Raw genomic sequence first — 20,791 nt, 5'->3', positions numbered from 1 at the left:
TCAATGGACGGGAGGTTTCTCCCGCCACGACAATGGATAAGGAGTCTTAGCATCATGGAACGACATCTCAGTTTCTCAAAAAGCATCATTCTTATCGCGTTTATTCTGGCGCTGCTGTTTGTCTCCATCTTTTTGCTGAAAGCAGAACCGCATCTTCCGCTCTTGGCAACCACCGTCGGTACGGCGGCCTTGCTGCGTTTGTTCGGGTTTTCCTGGAAGCAGCTCGAATCCGCCATCATTCAAGGAATTCAAACGGCGATTATGCCGATTCTCATTCTTTCGCTCATCGGCATTTTGATTGCGGTATGGATGATGAGCGGCACGGTACCGACTATTTTATACTATGGCATGGATTATATCGAACCGCATTATTTTGCCGTGAGCGCATTATATGTGACCATCGTGGTCTCGATGTTCACCGGAAGCTCCTTCACGACAGTCAGTACGGTTGGCGTTGCCTTTATGGGGATCGCGGTAACGACAGGAATTTCTCCGACGCTGGCAGCCGGAGCGGTGATCTGCGGCGCTTGCTTCGGTGATAAAATGTCGCCGCTCTCCGACACCACGAACTTTGCTCCCGCGGTCGCCGGCATATCCTTATTCACCCATATCGGCAATATGATTTACACGACAGTGCCGGCCCTTGTGGTGACAACGGTCTTTTTCCTGCTTGCGCCCACAAGTAACGCGCTGGATTTGTCCTCGATAAATCTAATCAAGGCGGCGCTTCATGACGGATTCCATATTCATTGGCTGACGTTGATGTCGCCGCTTGCCGTTATCGCCTGTTCCGTCAAGCGCATGCCGATCCTGCCGACGCTCATCGCAGGCATTGTAACCGGACTGATCGTGACGGCCTTCGTTCAGCAGCAGGCAGCCGTCGATGTCTGGTTCAGCGTGATGCAGAGCGGCTACAAGAGTACGGTTGCCAACGAAACCGTTGCTTCCATTGTCAACCGCGGCGGATTGCAATCCATGATGTGGTCCGTATCGCTGATCTTGATTGCATTATCCTTGGGAGGGCTGCTTCAGCATTGCGGCGTCATCGAAGCCTTCTTCCGTAAAGTCATGCAGCCGCTGAAGCGCAGCAGCAGCGTGGTCGTGATGACGGGTGCATCTTCCATCGCGGTTAACGGCATGACGGGCGAGCAGTATTTATCGATCCTTTTGCCCGGTCAAATGTTCAAGGAGGAATATACTCGCCGAAACATACCGGCCAAGACGCTGTCACGCACATTGGAGGATTGTGGAACGCTGGTTAACCCTTTAATTCCATGGGGCGTCAGCGGTGCTTTTTTTGCCACGACCCTTGGAGTACCGGTCATCGAGTACGCACCTTATGCAACTTTCCTTTGGCTGAGCCCGCTCTTCACGTTTGCGTACGCTTTGATACCGCGATTGCAGCGGAACTCCCTTGGCAGGGAGGCATGATCCTAGATAGGCACGATCCCATGTTGGCCTTGTTTCCCTGATACAAAGGGAGACAGGGTCTTTTTATTTATCGTTTATATTCATTTGTGCCCAACCCGTTGTTCGAAAAATCTGCTACGATGGAGATGGATGGGGCGAAACTATGGTTGAAATTCTTATGGGGTGAAAGCATGAACCAGCGGATAGGACATGAGCCAACCGCTAAGGATTTGATGGAGATGCACGCACGGGTTATGTTTACGCATGACCTGGATAGTCGGATGCGAACCATTAACGAGCCTTGGCCGGGAGAGGAGCCGGCTCCCCGATTTTTCTTGGGTCGAACGATCGACGGTTCAGCCGTTTGCCGGCTTCGTTATGATATTCAGGACAAACTTGCCGAGCAACTGACGGCGCTGGTTGAAAATGAACCGTCTCTTAACGAAGATTTTCAAACGAGACCCAAGCACTTCGATGACTACATGAATCTGCTGGCTGCTGATCAATATACGAGCGGACCTTGTTATCGGATTCTTGACATCACAACGTCATCGCCGAACATGCAGGCGGTATCGATCACCGGAGACAATATAACCGAGTATTCGCTCGCCGGTTTGGAATGGCTGAACGCGGAAATTGACTACGCCCAGCCTTGTGTCGCGATCATTCAAGATCAGAGGGTGGTGTCGGTCTGCCGGAGTGTTCGCGTTTCTGCGGAAGCGCACGAAGCCGGACTGGAGACGTTAGCCGAATTTCGAGGGAGAGGTTATGCGGCCGCCGTTGCTGCCGGTTGGGCAATCGAGGTGCGGAAAATGGGAGCATTGCCCCTGTACAGTACCTCATGGGATAATGCTTCTTCCCAGAGAGTGGCCGGTAAATTGGCATTGTCCTATTACGGCGTCAACTTCACGATTCGGTGAAACGATAAAAAAATCCCTCAACATGCAACCACGTTGAAGGAGGTAGTGTGCTATATGATGTTGAATGATTAGCTTGAGCTGCCTCTTCTGTTTTTATAATAGCCATGACCTTGGTTGCCGTGCCTGCGTTTGTAATCGGAAGACGATCCTTTGCGGCGAGAATACCCGTGACTGCTGCTGTATTTTCTTCCGTAATTCTTCGCGGAACTGCTGTAACGCTTGCGGCCATGACTGTGGGACGTCGAGTGGAGAAATTTGTTCATGATTTTTCGTAACATGTGGAATTTCCTCCTTTCTTGTTCGGAATCATTCCATATCATTTAATCGGATCGTAACATAAATGAAACCCCGGAATCAAATAAAACGCTGCCCGTCTTATCAGAGGGGCGGTTTTTTTGCATTCGCGAGCGTCTGGAGCTCATTCATGAATTGCAAGGAACCGGAGTAAGGTCTGCTCAACTGCAGCAAGCGTTTGATCATATCCCGGAGTTCATCCGAGAGCTGCAGTTCTTCCTGCCAGCTTCGATCCCCGATTGCGCTCGGGTCGTCGTCCGGATCATAGGCAGAATAGAGCATGAACAACATAAAGTGACCGATGTCGCGGAGATCCTCGATTTCTTTCGACTCTTTATATTGAACAGAGGAGCTCGTGCCGCCGCGCCGGAACTTCTTTCGGACAGGCTGCCGGAGAGGAGGGGGTTCACCGATCCTTCGTGCCAGCCCAAAATCGATGAGATGGATACGGCCATCCTTAAACAGCACATTGGGAATCCGCAGGTCGAGATGAACATAGCCTTGTTCGTGCAGGTAACGGACCAGCTCCAGAAGCTGCAGCGCGATATGGAGACATTCGGCTTCCCCGTATTTCATGCCATGTTCGAATATTAAATCCTCCAGCGTATCCCCGTCCATATAAGACATGACCAGATACGAATGGCGGCTGTCCGTGAAAAAATCCCGATATGCCGGAATTTGCGGATGCTGAAGGGTGCTTAATATCACGGCTTCCCGATTCAGCAATTCGTTGGCGTAATCGCCTTTGCTTGGCCGTGACTGTTTGACGGCGACTATATGACCGCTCTGTTGATCCCGACATTGATAGATGATGCCGTAACTTCCTTCGCCAATCATTTCTTGGACGGTGTAGCGACTCCCCAGCACCGTATTCTCTTCAGCCGGGTAATCCCGCCATGCGTTGATAAAGGAGCCGAGGTTCGATAAAAAGCGCATTATATTCCAACCTCTCCTGTTTAGGTCCTTCGCCTAATTCTGAGCGTGTGCCATTCCTGATTATCGTACATTATAAGCGATGTTACGCATCGAGGTATACATCGGATTGGGGCGAAGTTCGTTCGTCAGTCGGCTTCCATCTGATGTTTCCGATACTCCAGGGGCGACAGTCCGTTAAGTTGACGGAACAGCTTCGAAAAATAATGGATGGATGAGAAGCCGAACTTCTCGGCGATCTCGGTAATGCTGATGTCCGTATTGCGCAGATCCTCCTTGGCACGATGGATGCGAAACTGGTTAATATACTGCGTCGGCGGCAGCCCCGTCGAACGCTTGAACAATTCGAAGAAATAACCTCTGCTGATCCGGAGCTCCTCATAATATGCTTCCAATGGCCGCAGTTTGCCGTGAAGGATATCCTGATCCAAACGCTGCAGCAGCTTGTTCATTCTGTGATCGGGTATCGCCTCGTCCTGCAGGGCGAAGGCAAGGAAGTATTCAATGAATTGCAGGAATTGGCTCTGCGTCTTCACGCTGCGCATATAGGTATGCTCATTTTCATACTGGTTCCCGGTGTAGAATTTTTCAAACCAATCGCTCCATAGGCTGACTTTCTCTACTCTCATGAACTCGGGTAGGGCGTAAGGAAAAGCAGGACCTACATAGGAAGGATTCAGTTGGGCCATGTCATAACATATTACGCTGGGGTGATCGGCCAAATGCCTGCGGTCCACATGGGCCCAGTCGAAATAACAGCACACATGGACCATGGGATCCCGGCTGTCCGCTATCCAATCATGCGGCTGACCTGCCGGTATGTACACAAGGGAACCTGGGTCGGTGATGTGCGTTCGCCCACGAGTGCGAACGATGCCCCGACCCTCGGTAATGAGATAAAGGGATGACGAATAACAGTGGCGGTTGTTATTGCTTTGACCTTTGGAAAAGGGGTATCTGGTGGCGTACAGCACATAGGGATGGAAGACGGCAAAATCCACGTATTCATTTCCACATCCTTCAAGAGAAGATTCTATTATTATTCGCATGACGATTGTACAAAAGCCTGACGTTTATGTAAATACAAGGATCGCGGGCGTTGCTATACTAACACTAATTCATTTCATGCTTGAGGAGGGAATTGAGATGTTGGACAGTCAATGGCTGTTGACGGATGAACAAATTTGCCAGTTTATCATGAAGGGGTATGTGGTGCTTCATAACGAATTGCCGGATCAGCTGCATGCTGAAGTCAGGGATAAAATCAACGCCGTACTGCACGAGGAAGGAAATCCCGGCAATAACATCCTGCCCCGCGTACCCGAGATTCAGCAGTTCTTCGAAACACCGGTCGTTCAAGGGGCTTTGACGAGCGTGCTCGGAGCGGACTACTACATGCATCCGCATCGGCATTGCCATTACAATCAGCCGGGCGATCCGCTGCCGGGGGGCGGGCAGTGGCATAAAGACGGTTACTGGTCCAGCATGCGCAGCCACCGACCTTGGTGGGCGATGATATTTTATTACATGCAGGATATCACCGAGGAAATGGGACCTACCGCCATCATGCCCGGTACCGCATACTACGATAAGTTCGTAGGCGATCAAGGCGAGACGATACTCCCGACTGGCAAAGCGGGGACGATGGTTTTGGTGCATTTTGATTTGTGGCACAAAGCTTCGCTTAATGTGTCTGGCATGGATCGATACATGCTGAAGTTTCAATTCGTTCGATTGCGTGCGCCGGAATCGCCGAGCTGGAATCATCTAGGGACCGAAATGAACCTAACGGGGGGAACCCCTTACGCGCACTTGAATCTTTGGAGGGATGTATGGAACTGGATGCGCGGCGAACCGGGTCAGGAGAACCTCTCGGCAACGGAAGACGAAGTCCCGATCGAGCCATTGGCCGAAGAATTAAAATCCGAGGACGAGGTCATTCGCGCCAGGGCGGCGGATCAAGTTGGAATGTTAGGAGAGAAGGCCGCTTCCTTAGCTCCGGAACTGGGCCGAATGTTGAATGACAAGGAGCCGGTAGCTTTGAATGCCGGTTATGCGCTTGGCCGGCTGGGATCCGCAGGAACCGATGAATTGCTGCGCCTTATGTCCGAAGGTACAAGGCAAATCGCGGAAAGAGCGGCTTACGGACTGCAGAGTGCCGGCGCTGGAGCCGTTCCAGGACTGCTGACACTGCTCGAACATTCGGACGAGAAGCGCAGAGCGCTTGCTGCTTTTGCGTTAGGGGCGATTGTGCCTTCGACGCGTCAGGTTTCGTCTGCATTGATTGCATGCTTACAGGACCCGAGCGATTGGGTTCGTCGAAACGCAATCGAAGCGCTGGGCATGATGGGGAGTGAGGCAGGCGAAATGTGCCAGGCCTTGGCCAACATATTGGAAGAGTCGATACTGCAAGAGGGGGACGGAACAGCGGAAACCCGGGATAACGACAACACGCAGCAAAGTTATATCCTGAACAAACTCGGATATGCGGCAGCCTTGTCATTGCTGCGAACGGCCTCGCCACAGGACGTTCCCATCGTCATCCATTCGCTAGAGCAAGCTCTTCTCAGCAAGGATCGTTACGTCAGGGCGTATGCCTTCGAAACGCTTACCCATCTGCGGACACCCGAAGCGATGGAGGTCCTGATCCGATATTACCGACCGGCCAGATGGTGTCCGGACACAACGAAGGCGAGCACGTTCTGATATCCGCATTTTCCTTACAAGCCCTTCTCATTCCAAGCCGAAATGAGAGGGCTTTTCGGCATGCCCGTACTCTGGCTCTATTCACGCTAGGTGTCCTTATTTTGCAAAAGCATGACCCTATCATGCAAAGACTTGCTCGATGCGCTCTAGTAAAATGGGCTCAAAGTTCGGCATTAAGCCGATCATTGTTGAAGGAGGCGGTCATGCATGGCAGCATCAATCAAAAGAGTTCATGTCGTATTCAAGACCCATCTGGACATCGGGTTTACCGATTTGGGAAAGAACGTAATCGACCGATATATGGAACATTTCATACCCCAGGCCTTGGAGCTGTCCGAACAGCTGTCGAATGAAGAGGGGGATGTAAAATTCGTATGGACCACCGGCTCATGGCTAATCCATGAATTTCTGCAAACGGCTTCTCCCGACATGCGGGCGCGCATGGAAAAAGCCATTGGGGAGGGACGCATGGTCTGGCACGGGCTGCCGTTTACAACGCATACCGAGATCATGGATGCCGGTTTATTCGAATTCGGGCTGTCCATTTCGGGCGATTTGGACCGAAAGTACGGAAAAACCACGATTGCCGCAAAAATGACGGACGTACCGGGCCATACCCTAGCCATGGTGCCTCTGCTGGCAAAACACGGCATACAATATTTACATTTAGGCGTTAACATGGTCTCCAAAAATCCCAAGGTGCCGGAGATGTTTGTATGGCGTGCTTCCGACGGCTCGGAGATTATCGTACATTATGCGGATAGTTATGGTAAGCCCTATCAGATGGAAGGGCTGGAGGATGCCTTGTATTTTGCCCATACCCACGATAATCATGGTCCATCCACGATGGAGGAGATCCGGGCATTATTCGAACAGCTGCGAAGGGAATATCCGGGGGCGGACATCATGGCCTCGACATTGGATGCTTTTGCCGCGCGGCTTCAAGCGGTGAAAGACCGATTGCCTGTCGTCAGCGAAGAGATCGGGGACTCGTGGATACACGGGATTGCCTCGGATCCTTGGAAAATCGCCCGCTACCGCGAATTGTTAAGGCTTCGGGATCGCTGGATCGAGGATGGTCGATTGGATAGGGACAGTGAGGCGTACGCTCGATTTTGCAACCGTCTGATGTTGATTCCCGAGCATACTTGGGGGCTGAACAATTCCGTGTATCTCGTCGATTTCGTGAATTATTCCTCGGCTGATCTAGCCGCTGCAAGAGCACGGGATATTGTTGAAGACAATACACGGAAGAAATTCGATTACCTATGCCAGCAGGCAAACGGCACCAGATCGTACAGCCATTACGAGAGTTCCTGGCAGGAGCAGCGGGATTATCTTGAAGAAGCTCTTCAATCGCTGCCCACGACGCTAGCGGCTGAAGCGAGAACCGAGCTGGATCGGATGAGTCCGCAGCATACCGTCCATAACTCGGAGCCGGTGCAGCATAAACAGCCGATCGAAACGAACGAGCTTTACGAATTAGGCCAGTTTCAGGTGAGCTTCGCTGCCGACGGTTCGATTAACCGATTGATGGATCGATCCGGAAAGGCATGGGCGGGAGAGCATCAGAGACTTGGCACTTATATGTATGAAACCTTCGGCCAAGAAAACTACAACCGTTTCTTCAAAGAATACATGACGAATCTGGATATACATCATGGCTGGGCGGACAACGATTTCGGCAAGCCGGGAATCGAGTATGTCAAACCGAGGCCGGAGCATCAGAGGTACACCGCGTCCTTGCGAACACTGCACCTGGAGAGGCATGCCGATTATGATATCGTGACCGCAGAAATGAAGCTGCCGGAGGTTCTCAGCAATCAGTACGGGGCACCACGCCAAATTAACGTATTCTATTCGTTCCATGCGAATGAGCCCGTCATTGAGGTATGCCTAAGCTGGAGGGGCAAACCCGCATGCCGTCTTCCGGAAGCAAGCTGGTTATCGTTTGTGCCGCTTGTGGATAATCCTAACGCATGGTCGATGGATAAGCTGGGAATGCGGATATCTCCGTTATCCGTCGTCAAGGACGGCAACCGGAACATGCATGGCATCAATTCGGGCTTATATTATGAGGGGGCGGACGGAACGGCGGTCATTGAATCCTTGGACGCGCCGCTTGTGTGCCCGGGGGAACCGAGGCTGCTGCAATTCGACAACTCCTATGCTCCGTTGACCGGCGGATTTCATTTCAACCTGCACAACAACGTATGGGGGACAAACTTTATGATGTGGTTCGAAGACGACATGAGGTATCGGTTCCGCTTGAGCCTGCATTCCCATTCGTAAGCTCATTGTGTTTGTAATGAAACGGAAAGATGTGAGATATGGGCTCGCATCTTTTTTTCTTGCCTAATCATCCAAACCGTCAAATCATGATGAAGTATCGTTCTTGGCGATAAAATCCTGAATCCTGTTCCGTAGCTGCTCATGCTGTTCAAACTGGTTATACATGCGATAGGCTACCGTCTGCGCATTTCCGAAGAAGAAGCGTTCAAACTGGGTTTGACGGCCCCCGAAAGAGCCTGCGCCAAGCTCCCAGGCAAGGCGGAACAAGGCGATTCGATCCCGCGCCTCCGTGGTCGAGCCTCTTAAATATTGGTTCAGATAAGGACCTGAATCCGACTGGAAGTCCATTTCGGAAGGGATCATAATCAGGCCGCTGGAACCCAGCAGCTGTATCATCTCCACCATCTCGGGATAAAGTTGGGGGAATAACATGCTGGATGCGGTAAGCGGGCCCGCCGATGGAACGAAATAACCGAATTTATCCCGGCTGGCGCCCAGTTCGGAAGCCAATCTCAGGGCTTTGAAGGTCTCGAGATATGCAATGATTTTTGAAACGTTCGCGATCATTTGGGGCTCGAGCCCAACGTTCTGCTCGTCTGCCAAGCTCTCCAGCAAACCAAGCATAAATTCGGTTTTGGCGATATAACGGGTGGCCATTTGATGGGCAATATGGGTGTGAAAGCGACTCTCGCCGAATAAACGTCCGGCATAGGCCTCGTCCCCATAATAAAAGATCCGGTCATGCGGGACCAATACGTGGTCAAAGATGACGAGAACGTCCATCTCTTCATATCTGGCGCTCAAGGGATAATCATAGGAAGAAGCGGCACCATAGCTCTCACGGCATATAAACGTCATTCCGGGCAAATCGTTCGGTACCGCAAAGGCGAATGCGGTTGGATTGACATTCTGGAACAACGTGGGCGAAGGCGACGGGAATACCAGCATTTCCTCGCACGTGGCTCCCTGCGTTGCCATCATGAAAGCTCCGGTTATGATCATGCCTTGATCGTTGATCTCAACCACCTTGGCGGCGATCGTGTCCTCTGCAGCATCTTGCTGTCCGGACATTTTACAAGCATAGGGCTGAATGAAGGCATGGGATAACGTGATATCATGATCTCGACAGTACCGGTAATAGGCCCTGAGGTTTTCCGCGTACTTCGGATTGTGTTCCTCCAGTATATTGGCAGCCGTGTACAGCGACATGATCGCCGTGTTCATATAATCGGGAGAGCGGCCTAAAAAGCCGTTGTGCCTCTTGGCCCAAAGTTCCATCATCAATCTGCGTTTCTGCAAATCCTCGGCATTCCTCGGCGGGAGAAAAGACAGGCCCACCCGTTCTCCGGTATCGGGCGAGGGGTACGTCATCTGCTCGATATAACACGCTTCGCCTTGCATATCGTAAAGCTCCGCTTGGGTCTGAATGATACCCTGGAATGCAGGGTGCTTGGATAAAGGTCCCTGGATAAGCTCCCCTTTATACCGAAGGTTGATGTTTTGCCGATCGATCCGTTCGATGTACTGCTTCCCTGATTTGATAGGCACATTGTTCACCCCGTTTGCGAAAATCGTAAGCTCTAACTAACCTGTCTACTGCTGTTAATGTACGTGCTTCGTCCAAGCGGAGTACATTGTCCGCAGGAAACGCTGCAAAATATGCGGATGTACCTCAGAAGGCGCGACCGGAAGACTTCATACGAAAAAAACGGACCCGTTTGGGCCCGCTTATATAAAATTTGCGATTACCGGGCTTGACCCAGATACTGCTCCAGCGTCAGTTGTTGTCTCGTAATTTCTCCGGCAATGTAGACGCCCACATAGCGTACATGCCAAGGCTCGTAAGAGTATCCGGTTAATTTCTCCTGACCTTTTCCATAACGAATGATAAATCCGTACTTCGGTGCATTGGCCTTCAGCCATTTGCCTTCCTTCGTATTTCCGAAGCTTTGCTCCAGGGCATAGCCTACGGAAGCACTGGAAATATCCATGCTAAGTCCGGTCTGATGCTCGCTTTGCCCCGGGCGTGCGCTTGTTTGGTTAGCGACAGCCTCGCCCTTGATACTGGCGTTACGCGCGAATATGGCTTTTTGGGTTGCATAGGAACGATAACCTGATACGGCTTTGAGGTCGATCCCGTCCCGTTTGGCAGCAGCGAACAGCTTTTCGAGCGCAGACGCCGCTATTTTTTTCATCTGCTTTTTGGGGCTTGGTCCCGAGAAGCTGAACGGAATTTGGGGTACGACCAAATCTTGCGGTACATAATTCGATGGTAGATTTCTTTGTTTATTGACGAGCACAACCGTGCTGGACAGATTGGTGACCGTATTTATCCCGTTAACCGACCTCAGCGTCCGTTTAGGGGCGTTGTTATCCAAAAACTTCGAAAATGATAGGCTGGCAGAAGATGCTGCGGCCGCTTCCGCCTTATCCAAGCCGGAACCGTTCGGGAACCCGGATAAAGCCAAACTTGTTACGACTGAACCGATGATGACGGATGGCAGGATTGTTTTGATAAAAGTATTGCGCATGTGTAGTCCCTCCTCGTTAGCTGTCTATTGAGTATATAAGAGAGTTATATCGATAGAATCTCCGGATTGTTTCTGAATTGTAAACAAAATAGAATAGATTGAATCTAATCATAACCCGAAAATAGATAATAGTAATATATGAAAAAGGGACGATTTTCTACATAAGGAGACTTTATACATGGAAATACGCGATTATATCAAACGAGGGTTTGAGGCCTATTACGCTAAATACGGCGAAATTTCGGAGGATGGGTTCTGCAGGTGGATGCGGCCGGACGTTCCCGCGGAGATGAAGACCGTTGATACCGATGAGGAATGGTCCATATGGAAATTGGTCCCTTCCATTGTGAGCGAAGATCAGATTGGGGAGATGGAAGCAGCGTATGGATTGAATTTTCCCGAGTGGTATAAAGCATTCATCTCCACGTACCATCATTACTTTGACGTCATACCTGAACAGCCGGTAGACGAGCCGCTGGAGAACGTCAGGAACATGTACAATCCCTTGTTGTGCCGGCTGGGATATCTCCCTTTCACTTGGGATTCCGAATACGGCAAGATCTGGTGTATCGATGTAAGTGGAGAGGCCGGCGAGGGAATCGGAGCCATCTATGAGATCGAACATGAAATATTGTTTGATCTGGATGAAGAACACACGGATCGGGACGAACTTAAAGAGTCGCTAGTATTTTTGTACCCGGATTTCAAAGCGTATTTTGACGATACGTTCCTGGAGGGCTGACGGGTTCCATTTCAGAAGTATAAGGAGAAGTTTCAAATGCGAAATGAACAGCTGCAGGAAATTTTGAATGAATACGACATCCGGGAACCGGAAATTGCCTTTATTCGGCATAATGAAAATCGAACGTATAAGGTAGTAGGCCATGACGGAAGCACATATCTGATGCGCATTCATCAACCGCTAAAAGAAGGCATGGCTGGTCAGCAGCATACCTACGACGGTCTGCTGGGCGAACTGCATATGCTGGAGCACTTGTCAGGCTGGGATCATCTGCTTGTCCAAAGGCCTATGCGTAATCGGAAAGGTGAATTGATCACGATTTTCGAACACGAGGGGAAGCGTTGGAACAGCTCCGTGCTTACCTGGCTGGAAGGAAGAGACTTGCAGAAGGATGACGTAAGCGACCCGGTACTGGTCGAGAAGCTGGGGACTCGCATTGCTGAGCTGCACAAATTTTATGGCTCATACGAGCAGGAGGGCTTGGACAAGCGTCCGAGTCAGGGGATAGCCTACAATCTATATATGATTGAAGTTATAAAGCAAGGATTGGCGAAAGATTTGTTTACTTCCTCCGATATTTCCATTATTGAAGAAACGATATCGTTGGTTAACGCGCTTCTTGTGGACAGTGGCAACGTTGAGGCTTGGGGGCTTATCCACGGAGATTTGAGCTTGGGGAATATCATCATGACCTCAGATGGAGAACTGAGTTTTATCGATTTTGGTTTTTTCGGACCAGGGTACCATTACACGGATGTTGCCATGGGTGCCATGATGGTTCCTTCACAGCTTCGGGATACATTCCTGAAAGGGTATTATGGCAATGATCATACAGGACAACATAAGCTCGTTTTATTAGAAGGTTGCATGCTGCTTGCCATTATCGGCTACTATGTCTTTCAGATGGAGAATGAATCCGTGCATGCATGGATGCGTGAACGAATGCCGAAGCTATGCGCCGATTTTTGCACGCCTTTTTTGTCGGGTGCACGCATATTTTATTCCGTATAGTTCGATGTCGAATCACACTTTATCCGTGAAAGATAATTATAAGCATTCAATCCCTTGGAAAGCACGCTGATCGGGTGATACCATATGAGATATCAACGATATGATTAGAGGTGAACACCGTATGGCGGAAAGCGAACTTCAACTACAACAAGAGGCTCTCCAGGAGGAAGCTTCTGAGGTAGCAGATGAACTTCGACTTTACGAGTTGTTAAGTCAAGCAGGCGAACCGGTGCGTGTCGGCAGCTCAGCCCTCGGATTGATGGTATGGAGAGACCTGGACATGACGGTAAAATGTTCCCGGCTGAATCAACCATTAACTGCACACATCGCATCGGAGCTCATGCTGCAAGCCGGTGTACGGGAGCTGAAGTTCATCAACGATACCGGTGATTATAATACGGATCCCGCGTATCCCGATGGATTGTACATCGGACTAAAATATAAATCACAGCGCGGTAACGAATGGGCCTTGGACATTTGGTTCGTGGATGAACCGGAGAGACAACCTGACTTGAAACATATCATAACGATGCCTGGACGGCTGACTCAGGAACGCCGGGAAGCTATTTTGAGAATCAAAAATCGTTGGGCAAGCCTTGCTGAATATGGAAAAAGTGTACGAAGCTTCGATATTTATACAGCGGTTCTCGAAGACAACGTAAGCACGCCGGAACAGTTTGAAGCCTGGCTGGATCAAAGGTCCGTGAATACAAGCTGAAAGCCCATGATTCAATAATAGGAGATCTGCATATGGAGATTATCAAGCATAACCAAGACCAATGGGAGCTTAAAGTCAAACAGAAAAATCAGTGGACTGTTCCTGTAAGCAGCGAAGAAATCCAGAAAGCCAGAATGGGCGATTGGTCTATTATCGTCACTTCAACCAAGCCTGTGCCCAAAGAATGGTTTCCGGAACTAAACGGAAAGAATGTGCTCTGCCTAGCTTCTGGAGGAGGGCAGCAGGGACCCGTATTGGCAGCTGCGGGAGCAAATGTAACCGTGCTGGATTTCTCCGAATCTCAATTGGAGCAGGATCGATTTGTTGCTGAACGGGACGGATTGTCCATTCGGACGGTTCTCGGTTCGATGACGGATTTAAGCATGTTTGAATCGGAGAGCTTTGATTTGTTGGTTCATCCGGTATCTAACCTTTACGTGCCTGATATCCAGCCGGTCTGGCAGGAGGCATATCGCGTGTTGAAGCCTGGCGGCATAATGATTAGCGGCTTTATGAACCCGGTCTTTTATTTATTCGACTGGGAACTGGAAGAACAGGGCACGCTTCGGGTGAAGCACACCCTTCCCTATTCTGAACTGGATTATGCGACGGAAGAAGAGATTGTGAGAAGCGGGGTAGCATTGGAATTCGGACATACGCTGGAACAGCAAATGGGAGGTCAGATTCAATCCGGATTTATGATTGCCGGGTTATACGAGGATTCCTTCGGAGGCGAGAAATTGCTGGACCGCTATGCAAACAGTTTAATTGCGACAAGAGCCATAAAGCTTTAACCTCATGCCTACTTCCATGTCTTTACCAGAAGAGTCATCCTCAACGGGTGGCTTTTCTTTTATATGTATATGTAAAACTTAAGTGAATCCTATTTTTTTAATATTATCCATATAGATGTTCCTATGATAGCATAATCGTATATCTGGCAAGGAAAGGAACGATGGATATGAGTACCGCATTTTGGTTAACGAATGCTCGTTTAGAGAGCGGCTATGAAGTTCAAGAAGGCGTTATTACGGGAACAAAAACGGAGATTTGCCACGTATTCATAGAGGACGGGAACATTGCGAAGATCGTGTCATCCGATAAGACCATCACGGATTCATGGCCGCAACACGACGTGAAGGGTGTATTGCTTCTGCCGTCCTTTACCGAAAAGCACTGCCATTTGGATAAAACGCTGCTCGGTGACCGGTGGCGATCCGTAACGCCGGTCTCCAGCATTTTCGAGCGTTTGGATATCGAGAAAGCAACGCTTCCGGCCCTGGATACCCGGACGCAGGACCGTGCGGAACGCCTGCTTCAGATGTACCTGGAGTCCGGGGTGACGCATGTACGAACGCATGTCGATATTTATCCGGAAGCGGGTTTGGCTAACTTTGAAGCGGTTCAACAAGCATTACGCGCATTTGAAGGAAAGTTATCCTACGAGATCGTAGCTTTTCCTCAGCATGGTTTGCTGCGCTCGAAGTCAAAGGAATGGGTGAGACAAGCACTTCGCGGCGGAGCAGGCTTGGTAGGCGGGGTGGACCCGGCGACGGTGGATGGTGATATCGAAGCTTCCCTGCAGGAAATGGTAGAGCTTGCCGTGGAGGCGAATGCGGGAATTGACCTGCATTTGCACGATGCCCATCATCTGGGAACCTTCACCATGAAGCGGTTGGCACAGCTGACCATCGAGGCGGGCCTGCAGGGCAAAGTGGCGATTAGCCATGCATTCGGACTCGGCGATATCCCGACGCCGCAAGCCATCGAAATGGGGGAAATGCTGGCTGATGCAGGGGTTGCCATTATTTCGAGCGTGCCGATCGGTCGCAACATGCCGCCGGTCGGTTTGCTGCATGAGTGCGGCGTAGAGGTAGCCGTCGGATGCGATAACATTTTTGACGTGTGGTCGCCTTTCGGAAACGGGGACGTGCTGGAACGCGCGGGCCGGCTGGCTGAGGTGTCCCGATGGGTGGATGAACGCTCTTTGGCACGTACGCTTCAATATATCACCGGCGGCATGACGCCGCTTGGTCCGGATGGCGAGCAGATATGGCCGCAGGTCGGGGACGCCGCCAGCATCGTGTTTGTCGAAGCTTCTTGTTCCGCCGAAGCCATTGCCAGAAGATCGAAGCGCGTGGCGACGATGTTTAAGGGCAGCATCGTCTCCGGTTCGCTTTAGGCGATGCATGTCGATCAGGATCAAGCTGCTGCTGTCCTTTACCGGCATGCTGGTCATCAGCTTGTTGGTGTTCGTCTTGACTGCCAGTTTGTTTACCGTCGCGGCTACCGGGGACATTCGCGGGGTTCGGGATTTTTATAAAGTTCACTACCAGGTTAACCCGCTGACCGAGCAAGAGGAGTCTATCTTCCTTGAATTAAAATATCTTGCCAAGAACGAACCGGACGGTCTGCTGGATCAAGAGCTGCTGACGGAATATGATTTTAAGCTGAGAACCGTGCGGGCAGGCCTGTACGTCCGTAAGGAAAGCCTTCAAGTTTACGAGTCCAATACGTTAAACCAGCCTGAGCTGGAAGCGAATCTCCCTCCATTCGACCTGAACAACAATCAAATCCGCAATACGCTGAGCATCGGTGAACGCTTTTATGCTTATGCCAAATTCGACTTCCGGTTCTCGGACGAGACGAAGGGAAGCGTGTACGTGATCCGCGAGCGAAGTCCTTTCGGCGAGGTAACGCGCAAGCTGTTGCCCATCCTTGTATTGAGTCTCGTTGGCATCATCGTGGTTGCGAACGTGATGTTATATCGCTGGATTACGCGCAGCGTGGTAAAACCGCTTGACTTGCTCCGAAATTCGGCCGAACACATCAAGGAGGGGAATCTTCAGTTTTCCCTGGATATGCATTCGAAGGACGAAATCGGCCAGCTAAACGAAACGTTTGAGAATATGCGAAAGCGGCTGCACGAATCGATTCAGCTCCGGCTCCGGGACGAAGAGAACCGAAAAGAGCTGATCTCCAATATCTCACACGATCTGCGCACACCGATAACGAATATAAAGGGTTATGTCGAGGGCATTCGTGACGGCGTCGCGGATACGCCCGAGAAGATGGATAAATACGTGAATATCATCTACACCAAAACCATCGATCTGGATAAACTCGTGGATGAGCTGTTTCTGTATTCCAAGCTGGATTTGAAGCAGGTGCCGTTTATGTTCGAGCATGTCGATATCATCGGTTTCATTGACGACTGCATCGATGAGCAGCGCTATGTTCTGGAGGAGAAGGACATTCGGCTGGAGTGGAAGGAACGCCCCGGTGATCCTGTCGAAGTCATTGCCGACCTTGAGAAATTAAAGCGAACCGTGCTCAACATCATTGGAAATGCCCAGAATTTCATGGACAAGGGGCAAAAAAACATCGGCATCTCGATCCGGCTGTCTCCGGAATGGGTAACGGTTGAAATCCGGGATAACGGTACAGGCATCGCACCGGAAGCGATCCCTTATATATTCGAAAGGTTTTATCGGGCCGAGTCATCCCGCAACTCTTCAACAGGTGGCAGCGGTCTGGGTCTTGCGATTGCGAGCCAGATCATTGAAGGACACGGGGGCCAAATCTGGGCTGAAAGCGAGCTTGGCGTCGGAACAAGCCTGTACTTTACCCTGAAACGAGCGAACAGGAAGGAGGCGCGGTAACCCATGGACACACGCATTCTCATCATCGAAGACGAAACGACCATCGCCCAGTTGGAGCGGGATTATTTTGAGCTGAACGGTTTTGCCGTCGATTTATGCCATACGGGTGACGAGGGCTTGAAGCTTGCACTTAACGAGGACTACAGCCTCATCATTGTGGACCTTCAGCTTCCCGGCATGAATGGCTACGAGTTGTGCAGCCATATCAGGAAGAACAAGGAGGTCCCGATTCTGATCGTATCCGCCAAGAATGAGGAGATCGATAAAATCCGTGCATTTAATCTCGGTGCCGACGATTACATTACCAAGCCTTTTAGCCCGAGCGAATTAGTCGCAAGAGCCAAAGCCCATTTGATGAGATATGTAAGGCTTCTGGGCAAGCAAAGTCCGAGTCCAAGCTCGGAAATTCATATCCGGGGCCTGGTCATCGACAAAACGGCGCGAAGGGTGTTCGTACGCAATCAGGAAGTCGCGTTTACGACCCGGGAATTTAATTTGCTTGAATTTCTGGCGAGCCATCCGAACCGGGTGTTCAACAAACATGAATTGTTCGAACGGATTTGGGGCATGGATTCCAGCGGGGATATCGCTACCGTCACCGTTCACGTCCGAAAGCTGCGCGAAAAGATGGAGCTGGATCCATCCAATCCGCAGTACATTGAAACGGTATGGGGAGCGGGCTATCGTTTTTCGGTCTGAATGAGTTTAGAAATTGTTAATAAATATTTTCGAAACGTTTAATCCCGGATTTCTTGGGAGTTTAGGACTCTCATCTATCATGGGGATATGACGATTATCGTTCATATTCATCGAAGATAGGGAGGACTTACTTATGAAGAAGTATTCGAATAAACTGGCGGCCATGATGCTGGCCGCCGCACTGGGAACGGCGACGCTTCCGTTTCATGTTCTGCAGGCCGATGCTGCACAAGCGCCGCTCGCTGCCCAAGATATAGAGCAAGCCGTTCAAGGGCTGTCCCAGCTGCGCGTGATGCAGGGTTACCAAGACGGCACGATGGGGATAACAAGTCCGATCACACGGGCGGAGCTGGCGAAAATGCTGGTGCTTGCGTTTGGACTTGAAGGGAAAGCGGAGACAGAGCCAAGCTTCACGGATGTGAAATCAAACGCGTGGTATGAGCGGTACGCAACTGAGCTGGTAGCACTAGATATTATGCAGGCACCGGACGGACGTTTTGATCCAAGGGGAAGCGTTACCCACGCCGAACTGGTACAGATGGTGTCTAAGGCTCTGAAACGAGATGCGAAGTCCGTGGATTACTGGGCTGAGCGTTTTTATTCCGAGGAGGGCCATGCCACTCGAGGTCAGGCTGCCTATTTGATCAGCATTGCACATGACGCAATACCGTCGGAAAAAGCAAAAATCACGAGCGTCCGCGCACTGAATGCCATCACCTTGATCGTCACCTTTGATGCTCCATTGACATCGGACGATGAGTCGTTTGCCAAAGCCAAAGAAGATTTTAAATTTAACGACGGTCTTGCCCTAACGAATATGCCGCGTCTGAAGACGGGTTCTATTTCCACCTATATCGTTCCAACTTCCGTTCAAAAACCGGGGACATCGTATACGCTGACCTATAAAGGGAACACAGCAGGTACATTTACAGGAAACAGCACGAAGCTGGACATGACCGAGGCCAGACAGGTCACCCAGGATACATTTGAATTGGAGGCGCTCAAGGAGAATGGCGTCGTCGACTACGGTTATGTTATTTCCGCTTATAGCGGAGGCCGCGGAGCCAATGCCTTCGTATTGGATGAGAATAACAGCGCCGATGGCAAGGTCTATCAGATCATATCTTCTGGTCAAGCCAGGGAAGTTACGATTACGCCTGCAGGCGGACAACCCATCGTGGCCAAATACGTACCCTTCACCCAATCCACCGACGGCAAGCAAGAGCCGAAATTCCGATTGCCGGAAGGCCAGACGTTGACGCCGGGCGTTACCTACACCGTTTCTTCGGACTGGGCACAGATCGCCAATCCGTCATTCGTTGCAGGATCGTATGCTCCGCTGGACATCATCGGAGCCGAGGCAGTCAGCGACAGTTCCATAGCCATCACGTTGTCCGAGGATCCGGGGGATGAGCTGTTCTCCGGCCGGAGCGTGGAATTGACCGACGCTGACGGCAATCAACACATTGCGACCTATAAATATTCAAGCCGAAAAGGAGCCGTAGGCATATTCGATTTGACGCAGGAAAGTAAATTGAAGCCGGGATTGACGTATACCATCAAACCTGTAGGCGAGTGGGCAGGAGAAACCGATGCGTCCCTGACCGTCAATTAATCCATTACAGCATGGACATGTCTGTCCATATACAAGAGGGCGAGCGTAAAGCTCGTCCTCTTGAACTTGTTTATAAGTGACTATCTAAGTGGTTCTATCATTTGTAAAATTAAGGGTAAGAACTTATACTGGTTTCAAAATCTGCTATATTCGAGGTGTACATATGGTCGAAGAGCTTGCCAATTATTTAAGCGAACGTGATATTGAAGTTTTGGATTTGGATGGCTTAACGCTCTCAGTCCCAAAGGAAGGGGAGCACAAGATTCTCATCGCTCCCGGCTACAATCTGGTGGAAATGATGGAGGAGATCTGCGAAGAAGAAACCCTTTCTGAATACGTGAACAAGGAGCTGGAGCAGGTTCAGCGGTTAAGCATGAAAGATGTGTTGGGAAAAATCGTGGCTTCGCGATTATCCTATACGGATATTGCGCTGGAACCGGAAGAATTAGAAGGCAAGAGCTTTGAGGAATTATATCGTTCTTATTCATTATTATGGGAAGGCAGCGAAATGCTCAACGAAGAGTTTGGCGAATCGGATGCCGAGCCCTTTGACTGGAATACGTCATGGGTGCAGGGAAAGGTGGAAGAGGACGAGCAGGTGATCCTGCTGACGCTGCCGGCCGAAGCCGGATATGAAGCACCGCTGTGGGTTCCGATGGGAGGTTATAACGAATGTCCGCTGCCCGAGCATCAGTCGGTGATTTTTAAGCATTTTCAGCAGAAGTATCAGATTAAAATCGTGGCCGTTTCGGAAGATACTTGGATTCTTCAGGCCGGAAAACGACCCCATACGTTTGAAGAAGCATTACGGCTCGCCAAGGAGCATTTTATTTTCTGCCAATATATCATGGACGGGTTTCCGACGCTTGGACATTATGCGGACTATTTAATGAAGCACGATATCTGGTATTTTTGGTGGGATTAAACGTCAGCTGCCGCGTGAAAACGCGGCTTTTTTTTATGTGGACAATGGTCAAAATATCCAAAGGCATGGTTATTTTCCGTTATTGTCATAAAGCATCATGAACCTTAACAATCGGATATTTACCCAGCTTGCCGATTCCCCTAATATGGAGTTACTTTCCGTCATTTAGCCGCATGCAGGCCTGGTATGGAAAAATGTACCCTGCCATACGCAGAAGTACCTACCCTTGCGCCGCAAATATCCATTATGATCAAATTTATAGCTGGCGGGAGAACTTGAGTCGTTATTTTTTGAAAACGCTATCACATAAGGGGGGATATCTATTCTTAAGCA

The 20,791-nt window shown here is 50.3% G+C and carries 18 protein-coding genes; 13 read left to right on the top strand and 5 right to left on the bottom strand.

Annotated features, from left to right (window positions below):
• Nucleotides 1-54 precede the first annotated feature (54 nt).
• Nucleotides 55-1,431, top strand: coding sequence for a Na+/H+ antiporter NhaC (gene nhaC, locus RB298_RS17785; RefSeq protein WP_486047799.1), 1,377 nt, complete (start codon nt 55-57; stop codon nt 1,429-1,431).
• Nucleotides 1,432-1,601: 170 nt separating this feature from the next.
• Complete coding sequence (gene aac(2')-IIb, locus RB298_RS17780; protein ID WP_096775562.1) at nt 1,602-2,330, top strand: kasugamycin N-acetyltransferase AAC(2')-IIb; 729 nt, start codon at nt 1,602-1,604, stop codon at nt 2,328-2,330.
• A 68-nt stretch (nt 2,331-2,398) separates the two neighbouring features.
• On the opposite strand, the gene RB298_RS17775 is transcribed toward aac(2')-IIb, so the two are convergent.
• The 3 genes from RB298_RS17775 to RB298_RS17765 all read right to left on the bottom strand — a co-directional run bounded on the left by RB298_RS17775 (nt 2,399) and on the right by RB298_RS17765 (nt 4,558).
• Nucleotides 2,399-2,608, bottom strand: a complete 210-nt coding sequence (locus tag RB298_RS17775; RefSeq protein WP_009592958.1) for a hypothetical protein — start codon at nt 2,606-2,608, stop codon at nt 2,399-2,401.
• A 100-nt stretch (nt 2,609-2,708) separates the two neighbouring features.
• Nucleotides 2,709-3,560 (bottom strand): serine/threonine protein kinase, encoded by an 852-nt coding sequence (locus RB298_RS17770; RefSeq protein ID WP_486047796.1) that lies wholly within the window; start codon nt 3,558-3,560, stop codon nt 2,709-2,711.
• Nucleotides 3,561-3,685: 125 nt separating this feature from the next.
• Nucleotides 3,686-4,558: a helix-turn-helix domain-containing protein gene (locus tag RB298_RS17765; protein ID WP_096775564.1), complete on the bottom strand. Its 873-nt coding sequence runs from the start codon at nt 4,556-4,558 to the stop codon at nt 3,686-3,688.
• Between the two features lie 145 nt (nt 4,559-4,703).
• On the opposite strand from RB298_RS17765, the gene RB298_RS17760 reads away from it, so the two are divergent.
• The gene (locus RB298_RS17760; RefSeq protein ID WP_486047794.1) at nt 4,704-6,263 is read left to right on the top strand and encodes a HEAT repeat domain-containing protein; all 1,560 of its coding nucleotides are present in this window, start codon (nt 4,704-4,706) and stop codon (nt 6,261-6,263) included.
• A 207-nt stretch (nt 6,264-6,470) separates the two neighbouring features.
• Entirely contained in the window at nt 6,471-8,555 is a 2,085-nt protein-coding gene (locus tag RB298_RS17755; protein ID WP_486047792.1) for a DUF5054 domain-containing protein, read from the top strand.
• An 84-nt stretch (nt 8,556-8,639) separates the two neighbouring features.
• On the opposite strand, the gene RB298_RS17750 is transcribed toward RB298_RS17755, so the two are convergent.
• Nucleotides 8,640-10,103 carry a 4-hydroxyphenylacetate 3-hydroxylase family protein gene (locus RB298_RS17750; RefSeq protein WP_486047790.1) on the bottom strand — a complete coding sequence of 488 codons (1,464 nt, stop codon included), beginning with the start codon at nt 10,101-10,103 and terminating at the stop codon, nt 8,640-8,642.
• A 197-nt stretch (nt 10,104-10,300) separates the two neighbouring features.
• A complete protein-coding gene (locus RB298_RS17745) occupies nt 10,301-11,086 on the bottom strand; it encodes a M15 family metallopeptidase (protein ID WP_486047788.1) in 786 nt (261 codons plus the stop codon).
• A gap of 178 nt (nt 11,087-11,264) precedes the next feature.
• On the opposite strand from RB298_RS17745, the gene RB298_RS17740 reads away from it, so the two are divergent.
• From RB298_RS17740 to RB298_RS17700, 9 genes are all read left to right on the top strand, one after another.
• Nucleotides 11,265-11,828, top strand: coding sequence for an SMI1/KNR4 family protein (locus RB298_RS17740; protein ID WP_213578245.1), 564 nt, complete (start codon nt 11,265-11,267; stop codon nt 11,826-11,828).
• Between the two features lie 36 nt (nt 11,829-11,864).
• Nucleotides 11,865-12,839 (top strand): phosphotransferase enzyme family protein, encoded by a 975-nt coding sequence (locus RB298_RS17735; protein WP_486047786.1) that lies wholly within the window; start codon nt 11,865-11,867, stop codon nt 12,837-12,839.
• 121 nt (nt 12,840-12,960) lie between these two features.
• On the top strand, nt 12,961-13,557 hold the full coding sequence (locus tag RB298_RS17730; protein WP_096775571.1) for a hypothetical protein: 597 nt from the start codon (nt 12,961-12,963) through the stop codon (nt 13,555-13,557).
• 32 nt (nt 13,558-13,589) lie between these two features.
• A complete protein-coding gene (locus RB298_RS17725; RefSeq protein ID WP_486047784.1) occupies nt 13,590-14,351 on the top strand; it encodes a class I SAM-dependent methyltransferase in 762 nt (253 codons plus the stop codon).
• Nucleotides 14,352-14,518: 167 nt separating this feature from the next.
• Nucleotides 14,519-15,739: an amidohydrolase gene (locus RB298_RS17720; protein WP_192572140.1), complete on the top strand. Its 1,221-nt coding sequence runs from the start codon at nt 14,519-14,521 to the stop codon at nt 15,737-15,739.
• 7 nt (nt 15,740-15,746) lie between these two features.
• Nucleotides 15,747-17,219, top strand: a complete 1,473-nt coding sequence (locus tag RB298_RS17715) for a sensor histidine kinase (protein ID WP_277748769.1) — start codon at nt 15,747-15,749, stop codon at nt 17,217-17,219.
• A gap of 3 nt (nt 17,220-17,222) precedes the next feature.
• On the top strand, nt 17,223-17,918 hold the full coding sequence (locus RB298_RS17710; RefSeq protein WP_486047781.1) for a response regulator transcription factor: 696 nt from the start codon (nt 17,223-17,225) through the stop codon (nt 17,916-17,918).
• 133 nt (nt 17,919-18,051) lie between these two features.
• Nucleotides 18,052-19,533, top strand: a complete 1,482-nt coding sequence (locus tag RB298_RS17705) for an S-layer homology domain-containing protein (RefSeq protein ID WP_486047779.1) — start codon at nt 18,052-18,054, stop codon at nt 19,531-19,533.
• 163 nt (nt 19,534-19,696) lie between these two features.
• A complete protein-coding gene (locus tag RB298_RS17700) occupies nt 19,697-20,458 on the top strand; it encodes a DUF4253 domain-containing protein (RefSeq protein WP_486047777.1) in 762 nt (253 codons plus the stop codon).
• The last annotated feature ends 333 nt before the right edge of the window (nt 20,459-20,791 follow it).

It is taken from the genome of Priestia sp. BR_2, assembly GCF_041954005.1.
GTDB lineage: Bacteria > Bacillota > Bacilli > Paenibacillales > Paenibacillaceae > Paenibacillus_AQ > Paenibacillus_AQ lautus_A.
This window is presented reverse-complemented; position numbering and strand designations above follow the sequence as displayed.

Coding starts and splice junctions, on each gene's coding strand:
- RB298_RS17740 (WP_213578245.1), top strand. CDS start 11,265: ATGGAAATACGCGATTATATCAAACGAGGGTTTGAGGCCTATTACGCT.
- RB298_RS17775 (WP_009592958.1), bottom strand. CDS start 2,608: ATGTTACGAAAAATCATGAACAAATTTCTCCACTCGACGTCCCACAGT.
- RB298_RS17715 (WP_277748769.1), top strand. CDS start 15,747: ATGTCGATCAGGATCAAGCTGCTGCTGTCCTTTACCGGCATGCTGGTC.
- RB298_RS17730 (WP_096775571.1), top strand. CDS start 12,961: ATGGCGGAAAGCGAACTTCAACTACAACAAGAGGCTCTCCAGGAGGAA.
- RB298_RS17720 (WP_192572140.1), top strand. CDS start 14,519: ATGAGTACCGCATTTTGGTTAACGAATGCTCGTTTAGAGAGCGGCTAT.
- RB298_RS17725 (WP_486047784.1), top strand. CDS start 13,590: ATGGAGATTATCAAGCATAACCAAGACCAATGGGAGCTTAAAGTCAAA.
- RB298_RS17745 (WP_486047788.1), bottom strand. CDS start 11,086: ATGCGCAATACTTTTATCAAAACAATCCTGCCATCCGTCATCATCGGT.
- RB298_RS17705 (WP_486047779.1), top strand. CDS start 18,052: ATGAAGAAGTATTCGAATAAACTGGCGGCCATGATGCTGGCCGCCGCA.
- RB298_RS17700 (WP_486047777.1), top strand. CDS start 19,697: ATGGTCGAAGAGCTTGCCAATTATTTAAGCGAACGTGATATTGAAGTT.
- RB298_RS17710 (WP_486047781.1), top strand. CDS start 17,223: ATGGACACACGCATTCTCATCATCGAAGACGAAACGACCATCGCCCAG.
- RB298_RS17755 (WP_486047792.1), top strand. CDS start 6,471: ATGGCAGCATCAATCAAAAGAGTTCATGTCGTATTCAAGACCCATCTG.
- nhaC (WP_486047799.1), top strand. CDS start 55: ATGGAACGACATCTCAGTTTCTCAAAAAGCATCATTCTTATCGCGTTT.
- RB298_RS17735 (WP_486047786.1), top strand. CDS start 11,865: ATGCGAAATGAACAGCTGCAGGAAATTTTGAATGAATACGACATCCGG.
- RB298_RS17770 (WP_486047796.1), bottom strand. CDS start 3,560: ATGCGCTTTTTATCGAACCTCGGCTCCTTTATCAACGCATGGCGGGAT.
- RB298_RS17760 (WP_486047794.1), top strand. CDS start 4,704: ATGTTGGACAGTCAATGGCTGTTGACGGATGAACAAATTTGCCAGTTT.